The organism is Paenarthrobacter sp. Z7-10, assembly GCF_026932795.1.
In the GTDB taxonomy this organism is placed as follows: domain Bacteria; phylum Actinomycetota; class Actinomycetes; order Actinomycetales; family Micrococcaceae; genus Arthrobacter_M.
This window is the reverse complement of the sequence record NZ_JADPVH010000058.1, coordinates 10,210-24,948: the sequence shown is the minus strand read 5'-3', so window position 1 is coordinate 24,948 and position 14,739 is coordinate 10,210. Positions and strand designations below refer to the sequence as shown.

General features: G+C 58.8%; 12 protein-coding genes. 3 read left to right on the top strand and 9 right to left on the bottom strand.

The annotated features are described in order from the left end of the window. Positions 1-126 precede the first annotated feature (126 nt). Positions 127-423 (bottom strand): TetR/AcrR family transcriptional regulator, encoded by a 297-nt coding sequence (locus IV498_RS15325; RefSeq protein ID WP_330059720.1) that lies wholly within the window; start codon positions 421-423, stop codon positions 127-129. 872 nt (positions 424-1,295) lie between these two features. Between IV498_RS15325 and IV498_RS15320 the strand changes: the two genes are divergently transcribed. After that, a complete protein-coding gene (locus IV498_RS15320; RefSeq protein ID WP_269047962.1) occupies positions 1,296-1,883 on the top strand; it encodes a recombinase family protein in 588 nt (195 codons plus the stop codon). Between the two features lie 403 nt (positions 1,884-2,286). Here IV498_RS15320 and urtE read toward each other — a convergent pair whose 3' ends face one another. From urtE to IV498_RS15290, 6 genes are all read right to left on the bottom strand, one after another. Then, positions 2,287-2,991 carry an urea ABC transporter ATP-binding subunit UrtE gene (urtE, locus tag IV498_RS15315; protein WP_269047961.1) on the bottom strand — a complete coding sequence of 235 codons (705 nt, stop codon included), beginning with the start codon at positions 2,989-2,991 and terminating at the stop codon, positions 2,287-2,289. Beyond that, on the bottom strand, positions 2,975-4,750 hold the full coding sequence (locus tag IV498_RS15310) for a branched-chain amino acid ABC transporter ATP-binding protein/permease (protein WP_269047960.1): 1,776 nt from the start codon (positions 4,748-4,750) through the stop codon (positions 2,975-2,977). Before IV498_RS15310 ends, urtE begins: the two co-directional genes overlap by 17 nt. Before the next feature lie 40 nt (positions 4,751-4,790). After that, a complete protein-coding gene (locus tag IV498_RS15305) occupies positions 4,791-5,657 on the bottom strand; it encodes an ABC transporter permease subunit (RefSeq protein WP_269047959.1) in 867 nt (288 codons plus the stop codon). Between the two features lie 48 nt (positions 5,658-5,705). After that, positions 5,706-6,980, bottom strand: coding sequence for an ABC transporter substrate-binding protein (locus IV498_RS15300; protein ID WP_269047958.1), 1,275 nt, complete (start codon positions 6,978-6,980; stop codon positions 5,706-5,708). A 161-nt stretch (positions 6,981-7,141) separates the two neighbouring features. Further along, positions 7,142-7,858: a DUF1028 domain-containing protein gene (locus tag IV498_RS15295; RefSeq protein WP_269047957.1), complete on the bottom strand. Its 717-nt coding sequence runs from the start codon at positions 7,856-7,858 to the stop codon at positions 7,142-7,144. Positions 7,859-7,908: 50 nt separating this feature from the next. Next, positions 7,909-8,523 carry a helix-turn-helix domain-containing protein gene (locus tag IV498_RS15290; RefSeq protein WP_269047956.1) on the bottom strand — a complete coding sequence of 205 codons (615 nt, stop codon included), beginning with the start codon at positions 8,521-8,523 and terminating at the stop codon, positions 7,909-7,911. 93 nt (positions 8,524-8,616) lie between these two features. On the opposite strand from IV498_RS15290, the gene IV498_RS15285 reads away from it, so the two are divergent. Further along, entirely contained in the window at positions 8,617-9,957 is a 1,341-nt protein-coding gene (locus tag IV498_RS15285) for a M20/M25/M40 family metallo-hydrolase (protein WP_269047955.1), read from the top strand. Positions 9,958-10,294: 337 nt separating this feature from the next. Beyond that, positions 10,295-10,975 carry an aspartate/glutamate racemase family protein gene (locus tag IV498_RS15280; RefSeq protein ID WP_269047954.1) on the top strand — a complete coding sequence of 227 codons (681 nt, stop codon included), beginning with the start codon at positions 10,295-10,297 and terminating at the stop codon, positions 10,973-10,975. Between the two features lie 1,646 nt (positions 10,976-12,621). Here the strand turns inward: IV498_RS15280 and IV498_RS15275 are convergent. Then, complete coding sequence (locus IV498_RS15275) at positions 12,622-13,644, bottom strand: DEAD/DEAH box helicase (protein WP_269047953.1); 1,023 nt, start codon at positions 13,642-13,644, stop codon at positions 12,622-12,624. A gap of 185 nt (positions 13,645-13,829) precedes the next feature. Further along, positions 13,830-14,739 (bottom strand): hypothetical protein (locus tag IV498_RS15270; protein ID WP_269047952.1); only part of this gene is annotated, 910 nt, incomplete at its 5' end.

Below are 14,739 nucleotides of genomic sequence, written 5' to 3'. Positions count from 1 at the left end.
CGGGTCGTTCGTCTTTTAAGATCAAGGGCTGTCGTCAGCCTGACGCCGCCAACGAACCACGTCAAGAGACAAACAACGAAATTCTGCCCGAGGAAGCCCATCGGCAAGCAACACGACTACCCGCGGTCATCCACAGCGACGCGTAACAGACTGGAGGATGATCTGCTCGACGGTAAAGACCTGATGGCAGCGCTCCAGGAAGGCCAGGACCAGGTTATCCTTCGAGGGGAAGTGGGCATAGAACGTGGCCTTGGCCACCCCAGCCCGTGAAACGAGTTCATTGATTCCCACGTCGCGGATCCCGCGCCGGGAAAACAAATCGTAAGCGGCCGCCATGATCCGCTCCCGCGCGCCGGGAGAACCACTAGAGGCAGGGGTTCCGAGGGTCGCGGGCATGGCCGAAAGGACGGATGTGATCTCCATAACGATCAGACCATACACCAACCAGACAGACCGGTCAGCATATCCCGTCGTCGTCCGTTGCCCGCAATGCAGGGTAAGCCTGCCGGTACCCTCACGCCGCAGGGCTGCGCCAGTCACCACACGCGGACCAGTGCATGGCGCCGGCTCAGACGCCTGAGCGATTGGTAGTCGCGGCTGGGTGCATCGAGGGCCAGCAGAACTTCGCTCCGAGCGGAGGCGGGCCATGTCGGCCTTCGGAAATTCTTGGTCGAGTCGCTGGACGATCACCGGGGCATTTATTAGAGTTTCTACTACGGATACCGGCAGGGGCGCGCACAGCGCCCGGGGAGGAGGAGCGCATCACCGCTGACCAACACCAGAGATCACCTGTCCAACCCGCCGAAAGCCCCTCCCAGGGGGCTTTCCCTATTTGTCCGCCAGAAATGAAACGGCCATTGGCCGCCTGTCCCAACACTTCCGCTCTCGCCCCACTGCCATGGGAGCGTTAGGGCTGGGAAGGGCCAGCATTTTAAGGTGGGACAGTCTTTGCCGAGCATGCCAGTTCATGAGATCGCCAGCGGCGGGCTATGAGTGCAGAGGACTCCTGACATTCCGTTCAATCGCCTTCAGAAAATGACACGAAGGTGGGCGAATTTTCTGCGCTGGCGATTCGCATAACTATGTATAGAAACTTTCTAGTCAGATCGGTGTATCCGCCGTTAGTTGAAAGACGCAGTCGAGCAACCCATGACGAAGCTCCGCCTTAAGTGTTTTGCGGCGATGGACTGTCCACCCAGGTGTACCCGATGGAACAGACTGAGATCCTTACATAAATGCGTCAATCAGGGTCTGTTTCGGTTATGCTTAGACATAACTGATGGAGGGTCAAACGAGTGGCTGGACATAAGGGGCAGGTGGTTGGTTACGTGCGGGTTAGCGCCGCCGACCAGAACGAGGCACGGCAGCTCGAAGCACTTGGCCCTGTGGACAGACTGTTCTCCGAAAAAGTCAGCGGCAAGAACGCAGACGACAGAGCTCAGCTCCAGCAGATGCTCATTTACGTCCGTGACGGGGACATGGTTCGGGTGAAGTCACCGGACCGTCTGGCACGTTCCACGACGGACCTTCTCGCTCTCGTTGAGCAGCTCAAAGCCAAGGGCGTCGCGTTGGAGTTCATCGACAACCCGGCACTGAATACTGATACGCCCCAAGGGGAGTTCATGCTCACGGTCCTGGCTGCCATCGCGCAGTTGGAGCGCAAGACCATCCGTGAGCGACAGGCTGAGGGCATTGCCATTGCCAAGAGGAACGGTGTCTACGACCGGGTCCCGAAGCTTTCACCGGAACAGATCCAGCTGGCGCGTGAGCGGATTGCCCAGGGCGTGCCCAAAGCCAAGGTGGCCCGGGATCTCGGCGTTTCGCGGCAGACGCTGTACGCAGCCCTGAACGGCAGCGGAAAGTATGCCAAGGTGAGCTCATGAGCGAGGGCGATGATGGTGCTCTCGATCCCACTGACGAAAACTCAGGACTCTGATCCTATTTCGATTTGTAAAACGGACATCCCTTGGGGGCGCCTTCTTTCCGGCCAATGGATCAGCAACTGAAAGATGAGCAATGATCCACTTATAGATGCGCAGGCAAGGAGAAGTAGCCTATTCGGACGCCTGGGGGTGTTGGTGGGGGAGTGTGACCTGTCTGCGGAGCAGTCCGGACAGCCAGGAACATTTTCGCAACGACAATGAAGCCTACAAACACCCAACGTGGTCGAGCGCCAGCTTCAACACGCTCAAGCAATGGCGGTCCCTGGTCAGCCGGTACGACAGGCTCACCCTCACTTACAGCTCGGTCGTTGCCATCTAGAGTGCAGCATTAGAGGACATGCTCCTAAATTCCCAGTAGTTCGTGTTGGAGTGAGACGTCGGCGAGCAGGTGGTCAGTTTGCAGCTTTTGTACAATTTGACCCTTATCCATGACGTAGGCGACGTCAGCGACGGATGCGGCAAATTCTAGGTTTTGTTCGACTATGACGACGGTGATGCCTCGACGTTTGTTGATGTCTTTGATCTCTTTGGCGATTTGCTGCACGATTGAGGGCTGGATGCCTTCGGAGGGCTCGTCGAGGAGAAGCAGGTCCGGTTTCGTGACTAGGGCGCGGCCGAGGGCGAGGATTTGTTGTTGGCCGCCGGAGAGTGAGCCTCCGTTTTGATCTTTCTTTTCGTTTAGGATCGGGAACTGTTCCAGCAGTTCGTCCACTATTTCCTGCCAGCCGGATTTTTTGGAGGCGTATCCTGCTACGCGGAGGTTTTCCAGGACTGTGAGGTCGGAGAAAATTTGTCGGCCCTGCGGGACATAGGCTATCCCAGCGCGGGCTCGTTCGTGGGCTTTGAGTTTCGTCACCGGCTTCCCGGAGATATGGATTTCTCCGCTGGTTGCGGAGATTTCGCCGGTGATGGTGCGCAGGAGAGTCGTCTTTCCTACTCCGTTGCGTCCGAGCAGGGCCACCAATTGGCCGTTGCTGACGTCGGCGGTGATGTTATGCAGCACAGGTGTACGGCCGTATCCTGCGGAGACGTTACGTATCTGAAGCATTGGTGACCGCCCTGCCTAGGTAGATGTCGAGGACCTGTTCGTCGTGGCGGAGCTCTTCGATGGTGCCGCGGCGGAAGACTTCACCTTGGTGGAGCATGACGACGTCGGAGTCGAGTTGACGGACGAAATCCATGTCGTGCTCCACGACGACGACTGTTGCGCCGTGGGCTAGTTGTTTGACGAGATCGACTGTACGGCTCGTTTCATCGCGGGTCATTCCGGCTGTCGGTTCATCGAGAAGGACGACTTCCGGGTGTCCGGCGACGACCATTGCGATTTCCAGCCATTGCCGTTGTCCGTGGGCGAGGTCTCCAACCAAGGCTTCCTGGCGTTCGGTGATACCGAAGTCTTTGAGGACTGATTCAGTAACCGCGTCGGATTCAGCAACGTTACGTTTCTTGGCGTAGGCGGCAAGCCACACGTTTTCCCTGACGGTCATCTCGTTGTACACGCTGGGTACCTGGGTTTTGATGCCCAAGCCCAGTTGCGCGCGCCGGTGTGGGGGCAGTCGTGTGATGTCCCGGCCGTTGAGGAGAATTTTGCCGGACGTGACTTGGTGGCGGCCGACGAGGAGGCTGAAGAAGGTGCTCTTACCGGCGCCGTTAGGCCCGAGCAGGGCTGTGGTGGTCATTGGGTGGAACTCGGCTGTCACTGTTTTGACTGCATGGACACCACCGAATGATTTTGTGACGTCCGTGGCGAGGAGTTCTCCGGCGCTATTGGGCCGGTGTTCCTCGACATCTGTGGCCACCGTGGGGCGGCTGGCAATGGGCCGACGCCCGACTCGCAGCCCTATTCGTTGGAGGAAGGCGTAGACGGCGGCCATGATTCCTTCGGGTGCAAGGAGCACGACCAGAATCAATATTCCGCCCAGTACCAGGGGTGTGAGCTCCCCGCCTATGCCGCCCATCACGTTTTGGATTTCCTGGATGACGATGGTGCCGATGAAGGCGCCGAAGAGGGACCGTCGTCCTCCGACAAGGGCCCAGATGATGACCAGGGCTGCTTGTTGGAGGCTGAACACAGCGGGGTTGGCGAACTGTCCCCAGGCTGCGTATTCGCCGCCGGCGAGGCCGGCGATCACCCCGCCGATGACGAAGGCGTTTAGACGTGCACGCCGAACGTCATATCCAAGCAGTTGTGATCGCAGCTCGTTCTCGCGGACGGCCACCAGTGCGCGTCCGATTGGCCGACGCAGCAGAAGGTCCAGGATGAAGACGATGATGGCTGCCAGCGCGACTACAAAGATCAGCAGGTATCCGGCGTTCAGCGGTGATGCCAGCGATCCTAGGGGAGGGATGCCGCTCATGCCGTTGTACCCTCCGAGCAGGGCGGATCCGATGTGGTAATCGGGGGAACCGGTGCTGGACATAAAGGTCAGCAGTACAAGTGTCACTGCCAGGGTGATGATGCCGAAGATGAAGTAGCCCAGGATGAGTGCGAACAGGCCGGCAACGAGCCCGGCGATGAGGAGGGATGAATACGTTTCGCCGGTGATGGGGGAAATGTTGATTGACGCAGCACCGTAGCTGTAGAGGCCGATTCCGAAGAGTGCCGCTTGCCCGAAGCTGAAGATGCCGCCGTATCCCCAGACGAAGGTCAGGCTGAGTGCCAGTTGGCCGAAGATGATCCATAGCGCCCATTGCTGGGCGAGGAAGGGTGAGGAGATCTCGGCGACGGCGAGGGCGGCGACGACGGCGAGAACGGTCAGGCCGATGCGGCCGGGGAGTGTCCTGGTTTTGTCGAGCAGTAGGTTCATGGTGGCCTCTGGGTGGGGTGGAAGGTATGTGCCGTGCCGTTTAGAACCGGCGGCCCCATTTGCCGCTGATGCCGTTGGGCATGAAGCGAAGGAGGACTATGGCTACCAGGAGCAAGGAGATGGAGCCGAAGAACGCGGTTGAGGCGTTGGACACCAGGCCTTGGACGCCTCCGAGCAGTACAGAGGCGGAGGCGGTTCCGGTTAGGACGGCGGCGCCTCCGGAAATGACGGTCATGAACGCGTTGCCAACGTATTGCTGTCCGAAGGTCGGTACCACGCCGGCCAGGGCTGAGAGCAGCGCTCCTCCGAGGCCGGAGAGAGCGGCTCCGAAACCGAAGGTGAGCATGTTAACCCGCCGCACGTCGATGCCGATGACCGAGGCCATCGTCGCGTCAAGCGTCGCGGCCCGGGCCATGGTCCCGTACCGGGTTTTGGTGAACACCACGTAGACGAGCCCCAGCATGGCCAGCGCGGCGACGTCGACGACCACGGAATAGTCGGAGAAGGAATAACCGCCGATTTTAAAAGACCCCAGGGGAGTAGGCAGGGATTGCGTGCTGGTTCCGAAAATTAGTGTGACGACCTGGATCATGATCAGGCTCAGGCCCCAGGTCGCGAGCATCATGGCCGCCAGGCGACCGTAGAGGAACCGGATCAGGCATCGTTCGATGATGATGCCGAAGAGGCCGACGGATAATGAGCCCAGAATCGCGGCGACCCAGAATCCCATCCCGAGACGGTAGAACGTCACCGTCATGTAGGCACCGAGCATGAGGAACTCACCGGTGGCCAGGTTGATCAAACCCATCATGCCGAAAATGACGGCCAACCCAACCGAGATGATGACCAGCAGTGCGATGCTGTTCACGACAGATAGGACGATGGCGGCTGCCTGGGACATGTCCATGAGAACTCCTAGCGGAGCGGGCCCGTGGGCCCGCTCCCGTCGACTCGGTTAGGGCAGAGTGAACTGCTTATTGACGTCAGGCTTGGCCTGAAGATCGCAGACTGACTGCTCCCATGTGGGCTGAACCTGAGGTGTTGTCTTGACGATGTCGAAAGTGTGGCTCGTGTTGGTCTGGGCGATCTCCACGTCATAGATGGTGTGGTGTGTTTTGGGGTCAACGCTGACCGGGCCGCCTGGACCATCAAAGGTGATGCCGCTCTCAAGGGCCGCGATGACCTTGGTTCGATCCGTCGTGCCGGCCTTCTTTACTGCTTCGGCATACATGTGGATGCCGTTCCATACGTCAACGTCCTGGGCAGTGGGTTCCTGGTAGTCGGCGCCGTTGGCCTGATGCCACAGCTTCTTGAAGGCGACGTTTTCCGGTCGGTTCAGCGCGGCGTAGTAGGAAGCAGCGACGTAGATGTTGTGCGCTTCCTTCGGAGCCAAAACGACCTGTTCGCCGCTCAGTCCGAAAGTTTCAGAGAGGATGGGTGTGCTTTGGTTCAACCCGGCGGCGGCGTAAGCGCGGTAGAAAGCGACATGGTTGCTGCCCACCAGCATGGATGCGACGATGTCAGGTTTCGCGGCCTGGATGTGGTTGATGATGGAGTTGAAGTCTGAGACGTTCAGGGGAACGAATTCGGTGTTGACCACTGTTCCCCCCGCTTTGGCGGTCAGTTTTTGCACCCACTTGGCGGCGTCGTGACCGAAATTGTAGTCGGCTGCGACGACGTAAACCTTTGGTCCGAACTTTTTGATGCCGAAAGGGATCAGCGGGGAGATGGTCTGATCCAGTGTTGCGCCGTTGAGGAAGGTGTTTTTGTCGCACACCCCGCCCTCATAGGGCTCGTTGTACATGTAGAGAGTCTTTGTACGGTCGGTCACCGGACGGATCGCTTCGCGGGAGGCGCTGGTGATGCCGCCCATGATGACATCAACTTTGTCCTGTCCGGCAAGTTGGTTCGCGTATTGGGCGTACTTGCTGTTGTCCGACTGCGGGTCGTAACTGGTCAGGGCTAGTTTGCGACCGAGGACACCTCCTTTAGCGTTGACGTCGGCGATGGCCATCTGGGCTGACTTGAGCATCGGCTGGCCTGCGAGGCTCAGTTCCCCGGTCTGGTCCAGCAGCATCCCGATTTTGATGGGTCCGCTGGTATTGCTGGCAGCGTTGCCGCCGCCGCCCATAGCGCCTCCCTGACAGGCACTCAATGTCGTGCCGAGCATGAGCGCGGCCGCGAGGATGCTCAGGTGAGCCAGGCGCCGACGCCGTTTTGTTTCAACCATGGGAGGGGCCTTTCAGGAAGGTACGAGGCGGTTTGGTTTCCAACGCGGGAGATGCTTGATCCTTTGCGTTCCCATCAGTATTCGGGGACGCACGAACCGGTGTCAATACTTTGAGCGCGATTGTTTCAATAAAATGAACGTGAAAGTTTGTTTACCTGGCTCTAGCTGCGCCGGGCTCGTTCTTCGGGGGAGAGGAGGATGAACTTCTCCACTGCCTCGTCATGGCCTCCGATGGTGTCGTGGCGGGTAGGCATCATGGTGATGAAAGGCACAAGCTGGCGCTGTGCGACTTCGAAGACCCGACGCAGTTCGGGGACCGGGTCCGAATGCTCATCAACGCGCAGGTCCAGATAAGGGTATTCCTCGATGGAGTACACCTTCAGCGCTGCGGATTGCCGGCCTCGTTTGTCGCCGCCGGCGGATTGTCCGGCCTCCAAAGCCTGCAGCAGTCGCTCCGGTAGATCCTCGGTTCCACTGGATTCGAAGTTCTCCTTCATGGCCTCCAGAGTTTCGCCACCGGTAAGCATGTTGCCCTGGATGCTGTAGCCCGGACCTGTTATGTCTCCGAACCAGGCAGTGCAGGCTGACCCCGAGTAGGCTGCGGTGTTCCCATAGCCGTCAACGATTCCGACCTGGCGCACATCCCTGCCCGGATCCTGGCTGATCAGCTGCTCCAGCACCTCGGCGGCCTTCATGCCTTGGCGTAGCATCTCCACGCCGTCGATACCCAGGTAAGGGTTGACCCACGACTGTGTGGCTATCGCTCCGAACCCCGGGGCCCCGAAAGCGCAAATAGCACCGACGGCGGGCACCGCGGTGGAAACCGCCACCCCGACCATGCCGCTTTGGGGGCAGCGCGCAGCAATTGAAAACGTCATTTGATTCTCTCTTTTCGGTCAAGGGGACTCTGCTGTCGGGGGCCGACGGGTCAGAACGATGGGGGTGTCATAGCGCCGATCAGGACTGCGTCCGTTGTCGTTGAGTTGCGGTACCAGTGCGGCAGCGACGAGTCATAGGTCAGGGAATCGCCTTCATCGAGTTCGTAGCCAACGCGATTGACGCACACATACAAGCGGCCCTGCAGGACGGTGACGCATTCCTCTCCGGCGTGTTGGAACGGTGCGTCCCTGTTATCCCAACCAGCGGCGATCTGAGCACGCAGGACGCCTAGCTGGCCCTGCATGTTAGGGGTCAGCAGCTCGTAGACGAGGTTATCTTCAGCCACCTCCAGGCGTCGTCGGGCATCGCGCTTGACCAACGCCCCTCCCTGATCAGTGGTGTGGAAGAAACGGCCAACCGGAACCTTCAGGGCCTGAGAGAGTTTGATCAGAGTCGTCAGTGACGGGTTGCCCTGCCCGCGTTCAATCTGGCTCAACAATCCGGGGCTGAGGTTGGCCTCAGCAGCCAAGGCTCCGATGCTGTAACCGGCTTCCCGACGCAGCTGCAGGACCAGCGCTCCGGCAGCCGTCATTGCTCGTTCGGTCTCGTCCTCGACGCCGCGGACCACGGTCACTTCAGGAGCATATGCGGGGTTGAGTTCCATGCCACAATAGTGAACTATGGTGAATCAATCGTCAATAGAGTGAAGATATCTGGCGATGTTCTCACTCTTCTTCAGGCAAGGAGCAGCTTCACCATGACCGTATCTTCCAGCGCGTCTCCCAACATGCCGATTTCCCGCAGCCATGCGAATGACAGCAATGTGGACGACAGCAGTGCAGTTTCTCTGCTGTGTTCGGAGCTCATTCGGCACGACTCCTCAGCCCTTGGCGAATTGGAACGTGGCGTTGCTGAGCGTGTTGCGGAAGAACTGTCGAACATGTCCCTCGAGGTCCAAGTGCTCGAGCAGCAGCCCCGTCGGACAAACGTCGTTACCCGCATTACCGGAACCGACAGCACGGCTCCGGCCCTGTTGGTGCACATTCATCTGGACGTGGTCCCGGCCGTCCCCGGCACATGGCGGGTCCCCCCCTATTCCGGTGAAATCCGTGACGGATGCGTCTGGGGGCGAGGTGCGGTGGATATGAAAAACATGGCCGCCATGACATTGGTGGCGCTGCGTGAACTCCTCGGCAGAGGCTGGCGTCCGCGAAGGGATATCGTTCTGGCCTTCGTGGCCGATGAAGAACTGGGCGGGGCAGCCGGAGCCCGATGGTTGGTCGAAGAGCACGCGGAACTGTTTCAAGGTTGCTCCGAGGCCATCGGTGAGGCCGGCGGTTTCAGCCACGAGTACGCACCCAACCGGCGGGCTTACCTGGTGCAGTCCGGGGAAAAAGGCATCGGCTGGCTCCGGCTCGTGGCCCACGGACCCGGCGGTCATGGTTCGATGATGCACAAAGAAAACCCGATCGTCCGACTCTCCGAAGCCATCCAACGCCTGGACCGACACGACTTCGGCCTTCAACTCTGCAATAGCATGACCGAGCTGGTGGACGCGGCCAAAAAATGGAATAACACTGACGACGCCGAGACGGCACTCCACCGCACCGGTCCACTGGCAAAATTACTCGTCCCGACCCTGCGCAATACCTACAACGCCACCGAAATCCACGCCGGTCTGCAGCACAATGTCGTCCCGCCCCGAGCCGAAGCGCTCATCGATGGACGCTTCGTACCCGGTTTTGAAACCGAGTTCTATCAAGACATCGAAAACCTGCTCGGGGACCTCGTCGAAGTTCAACCCGTCTTCCACAACAGCGCCCTCGAAACCCCTTTCACTGGGCCCATCCCCGAAGCAATAACCCGCGCCCTCGCCGCAGAAGATCCGCAGAGCATCACCGTGCCGACCTGCCTGCCCATCGGTACCGACGCCAAACACTTCGCCCGCCTGGGCATCAAATGCTACGGATTCGTACCATTACAACTGCCCAGCTCCTTCGACTTCCCAGCCATGTTCCACGGCGTTGACGAGCGCGTCCCCACAGCCGCCCTGAACTTTGGCCAACGCGTCCTCCAACGCTTCTTCGAATCCTGCTGAACAGTCACAAATCAAGAATGAGTAGCGGGGGACCGGACGGTTCTGAACGGCACAAGACGCAAAGTGATCGAAAGTGACATGTCCGCCTTTCCTGAGGTAAGAAAACGCGGCATGGGCTGCAGCGTCGAAGCCCACAAGCCCACAAGTCAGGCGACGGCGTCGCGCTCAACTGGATGTTCTAACCGACTCCGTTTTTAGGAGAAAACCAAATGCAAACAGTCTCAACCTTGAGGACCTTAATATGTAATCCCGGAGGGCAAGGGACTGGAAAATAGCGGTGTATCCGCCCCGACTCGACCGGCAGTGAGCCCGCGGCGACTATGGCAGGATGTGGGTCATGCATATCGGATTGATTGTGGGCATCGGTCCCGCAGCCACTGACTTCTACTATCGGTCGTTGATTCATCGCATGGCAGATCTGGGTGTCGCCCTTGAACTGACGATGGCCCATGCGGACACGTCGACCCTGCTGCGAAATCAGGAAGGGGGTCAGATCGGGGCTCAGGTCGCGATCTATGAGAGGCTGACCCGTCGTCTCCAGGCTGCTGGCGCACGTGCTGTTGCGGTGACCTCCATCGCTGGTCATTTCTGCATCGACGAGTTTGCGGCCGTCTCCCCGGTTCCGGTGATCAACTTGCTGAAATCTGTAGAGGATGAGGTCGCTGCCCGCCGGTACCGGACCGTGGCCCTCCTGGGGACCCAAGGCGTGATGGAGTCGAGACTCTTCGGCTCGCTCCGCGGTGTAGAGGTGCTTGCACCGGATGCTCACACCATCGGTGCTGTACACGACGCTTACGTCTCGATGGCTCAAAGCGGTGTGTGCACCGACCAGCAGCGTGCCGTCTTCGTCGACGCGGGCCAGGAAATGGTGAGCCAAGGAGGCGCCCAGGCAATCCTCCTTGCCGGAACTGACCTCGTCCTTGCTTTTGGCAATCATGAACCGGGTTTCCCTGTGGTCGATTGCGCATCAGTCCACGCGGCTGCTATCGCCGACGTGGCGTTTGACGATATGAGGTGAGGGTGGGCGGATGGGTTTTCTGCCTCGCCTGAGACGGGTGTCGCTGCGTTCTGTTTGAGCCACCTCTGGGGCGGCAGGGCAAACACTACGCGTCACCGTTCGCAACTACGAGCAAGGTCGGAGGGGTTCCAATTACGTTTGGCGATGTCTCGATACCAATCGCCCCCGCTCAAATATGTCGGCCCCAGCTCTCCGATTGCTGAATGGGGAACAAAGCGAGGTCCTCATGGTCCTCTGCATCACGATCACGAAATGATCGTTGGCTCCCGGTAGTGGTTCCCTGCTGACGGTGATTTGGTGAACGGCTCCCCGCTTGGGGTGCCGTTCACTGTTTTTGGAGTTGGCCACAGCCGGCAAAATCGGAGCCGCGATTACGGGTGAACTGGTCAAAACTTGTCAACACCGTCCTCGCCAACGGCTGAACCATCACGCCCTCCCCAGGGCGGCCACGCCGGTGAATGATGCGAGTGCTCCGGGGTGGGATTACCGATCCCACGCTCGGCTTTTGGGTTACCCGAGTTTGGAGTTGGGCCACTTGCCCGGCAGGAAGTGAAGGCCGTACTGGACGGGGTACTTGACCCGTACCAGGGCCTATTCGGACCGCCTCCGTCGCTTTACCAGCCAGAGCCCAGCAGTCGGTAAGGTTCCGGCCGTTTAAGAGAATAAGCCCCGGGGTGCGATAACTGCACCGCCAGGGCGTAATAGCCTCCTGCGTCTCCACGACAGGAGAAGTGCGCCGGACTGCTTCAAGATCCGTCGACTCTCAGCCTCGGATGTCTCACGTCCTCGGCGATATCAACAACACTACACGAATAAACTAAGCCCACTTACCAATAACGGGTGACAAGAGGATGCATCTCACCAACCCTTCATCAGTCTTGTGAAGCTGACAAGCTCCGGTGCAATCGCCAAAGCCAGTTCCTGGTGCGGGCCCGCGTCTGGGCTGCAGCTTGCGTCAAGGTATTCCGCTTCCACTCGAGGTTGTAGATAAGGAAAAACTACACAACCATGCTGCAGGAACATCACGTCTCTTATGGAGGTGGCTGGTGAATGCAGCAGTTAGCCGCTGGGTCGTCAGTCGGGTTCCATGCTGTTTGGTAGCGGTAGATGGTGGCCCGGCTCCGGGGCGGACGAGAGCGAGCGTAGCTTCCAACACGGCGATCTAGCGGGAGTTTCCCGGTTAGCTGGTTCGAGACTTGTATCGGTGCAGGTCAGGAACTGTTTTTGAGCGGTCGAGGCGTATGACCTAAATTTTCTTCGGGGCCAGCTTGGCGAGGTTGAAGGCCTTGGCTAGCTGGTCTTGGGTGTCGCGTACATCTACCCATTCCTTGCACTATGCGTGCCCGCAAGCGTTCTGCCAGAACTTCTCCGGCGTGTACGCGGGAAAGCAGGAATTGGTCTTGTGCATGCATCACTGAGGGCAATCCGTCGATGAGTTCCATCCGGCAAGCATCGTTCGCCAGATCCATACCGTCATAGCGATTTGCGGCGAGCAGTGTTCCCGTTTTTGCAGCGACAAAATCCTTGAAAGCCCGCCCTGCGGGCTTGTCGCGAACCCAATATCGCGCATCTTTGGGGACTTCGAGGATGTCAGCGAGTTCCTCTACACCGTCGTCAGACTGTCCCAGAAGGACTCGCTTGGGCGCTTAGGCCATGATTCTGTTCACAAGCTCGCCGACGGAAAGGCCAGGTTCCCCCGTCCGGTCAGCCAACTCCGGGAAGACAAAGAATCGTCGTCCACCACCCGATCGATTCCATTCATCAGGCACGGGGATTCTTGCGATCTTAGCCCGACCAAAAGAACGTTCAATCTCAGCGGAACCGCCGAGCGTGGCCGAAAGGTATATACGTTGGACAGCCCCGCTGAACGCGCCATGATCCAGAGTTGGCGGCACCATCGGACGGATTAGGATAGAGCGGCCGGAGATGTACAAACAGCATGCAGCCAGTTGCCCCGATACCATGGAGAGTGCGTATTTTCGCGGTCCCTCCGTGAGGGCGCCTCGAAAGGCCGTCTCAAGCTCTGCCTCGTGTCGAAGGACGGCAGACGGTGGCACCAGGTGAACATCGGTGTCGCCCTTCGACCCTCCGTGGCTTCCGGAAAGACGTGCGATTAAGTGTTTTTCGAGGCTCGGACGCAAGACTTCGACTATGCCATCGAACAAGCTTTCTTCTCGGTCTACGGTGATTGACCAAGCTCCGGCGACGTAGTTCTCTGCCGCGTGTGCGTCGTCAAAGACGAGGGTTTGGGCATCGCTTATTTTCGGATTCGAGTTGAAAATCGTCGAATACGTCGTGACAGCGATGGAATCGCCAGCTTCATATGAGTGGAGCAGTCGGCTGTCCCATTCCTTGACTCCTCCTATGAGCAGGGAAACGCGGATTCCTTGGTTCTCGGCCTTTTCGGCGGCTTGTTTTGCCAGCTGCACCGTTGGGCATGCATAGACGGTGCGCTGACGCAAATGGCGCCGGCGCCACTCGGCAATCAGCATGCCAACCAGAGTCTTACCGGAGCCCGTTGGCAGCTCAAGGGCAACGTCAGCGGTTTCCTTGTGCTTATCAAAGTATGTGCGTAGTTGGTCAGTCTGGTGACCCCAGAGTGGGGCTACCCGCTGTGGCAGCTTCGGGAGGTCACCGAACAGTGCCTCCGGATTGGCGGAATCGACCACGTCAGGGTGTTGTCGCCGAAAACTTAACGGTCGTTTGGAACTCGCGGTCACTGTTCTGGCTTCCCACATCTATTGCGCCCCGCTCGGAATGGCGTCCAAGCTTTCGCCTAAAGCTATCAGCGTCCCGATACTCGTCCGGGACAAACCTGATCGGTCAGCTGGCAAGCAAACCTGAGCAGACATTTTTATGAGGGAGTGTGTTCTATCGGCAACTCGTCCTGCTCGTGCACCGAAACGAGTGTGATGGAACGTAGGAGTCGACTCTTTTTCACGACTGATTCGTCCGGGCCAGCAAACGACGCGTAGGTGTCAAAAATAGCGAGAACTCTTTGCTCCGGATCCGCAGCTAGCTCTGCCACTCGCGAAAGCAGCGAGTCATCGGCGACTGTTGCCGGAAAGGACCTTGGAGCGATCTCCGGTTTGAACCACATGACGCCGAGTGAATGCTTGAGGCCGTCGACCGTTCCGAATGCTCGCTCCGTTGTGAACTTTTCGTGCGCCGTGAGTAGCGCTGTACGTAGACGGGTTGCACCGTGGGGCGAAAGTTCAACACGGTCTCTACCAAAATGGCGCTGCCTTATTGAGCCGTCGATTTCCCAATTTGTCTTGATTGCCTGCTCAGCGGCGCTCTTCAGCTTCGACCGCGCTTTGATCGGCAGCTGTTGTATGGCGGCGTCCAACGGCTCATCATTGGGAGTCTTGTCCTCCGGTTCGGAGGCCAATGTCATAACGCGTGCAATTCTCCGGAGCGCTTCCGAGTCAATTGACGACACCGATGTCTTAGGCGGCAGGTCTTGGGAAGTGGGAGGTATCGGCGCCTTCAGAACCACTCTCACCGAGCCGGGGCTGGCACCTTCGATCAACAGCCCGGCGTTGTATCGAGGAAAGCTAGCAATGTCTTTTGCGGTTTCCTTCACAGCTTCTGCCACCCGTGCAACGAACGTTGCGAAGGCCAGGGCATTAGTGGAATGACCTGAGACCCCGGCTCCTTCCAGGTGAAGGTCGAGTTCAACCTGCTCGGGTCCAGTTTCCTCTTCGAAAACTTGAAGTAGCTGCAGGTCATCCCCAACTATGCCCATGCGGATAGAAGACCAC

What these genes read in the sequence shown, in the direction of transcription:
- IV498_RS15325 (WP_330059720.1), bottom strand. Translation starts at nt 423, where the DNA reads ATGGAGATCACATCCGTCCTTTCGGCCATGCCCGCGACCCTCGGAACC.
- urtE (WP_269047961.1), bottom strand. Translation starts at nt 2,991, where the DNA reads ATGCTTCAGATACGTAACGTCTCCGCAGGATACGGCCGTACACCTGTG.
- IV498_RS15310 (WP_269047960.1), bottom strand. Translation starts at nt 4,750, where the DNA reads ATGAACCTACTGCTCGACAAAACCAGGACACTCCCCGGCCGCATCGGC.
- IV498_RS15305 (WP_269047959.1), bottom strand. Translation starts at nt 5,657, where the DNA reads ATGGACATGTCCCAGGCAGCCGCCATCGTCCTATCTGTCGTGAACAGC.
- IV498_RS15300 (WP_269047958.1), bottom strand. Translation starts at nt 6,980, where the DNA reads ATGGTTGAAACAAAACGGCGTCGGCGCCTGGCTCACCTGAGCATCCTC.
- IV498_RS15295 (WP_269047957.1), bottom strand. Translation starts at nt 7,858, where the DNA reads ATGACGTTTTCAATTGCTGCGCGCTGCCCCCAAAGCGGCATGGTCGGG.
- IV498_RS15290 (WP_269047956.1), bottom strand. Translation starts at nt 8,523, where the DNA reads ATGGAACTCAACCCCGCATATGCTCCTGAAGTGACCGTGGTCCGCGGC.
- IV498_RS15285 (WP_269047955.1), top strand. Translation starts at nt 8,617, where the DNA reads ATGACCGTATCTTCCAGCGCGTCTCCCAACATGCCGATTTCCCGCAGC.
- IV498_RS15280 (WP_269047954.1), top strand. Translation starts at nt 10,295, where the DNA reads ATGCATATCGGATTGATTGTGGGCATCGGTCCCGCAGCCACTGACTTC.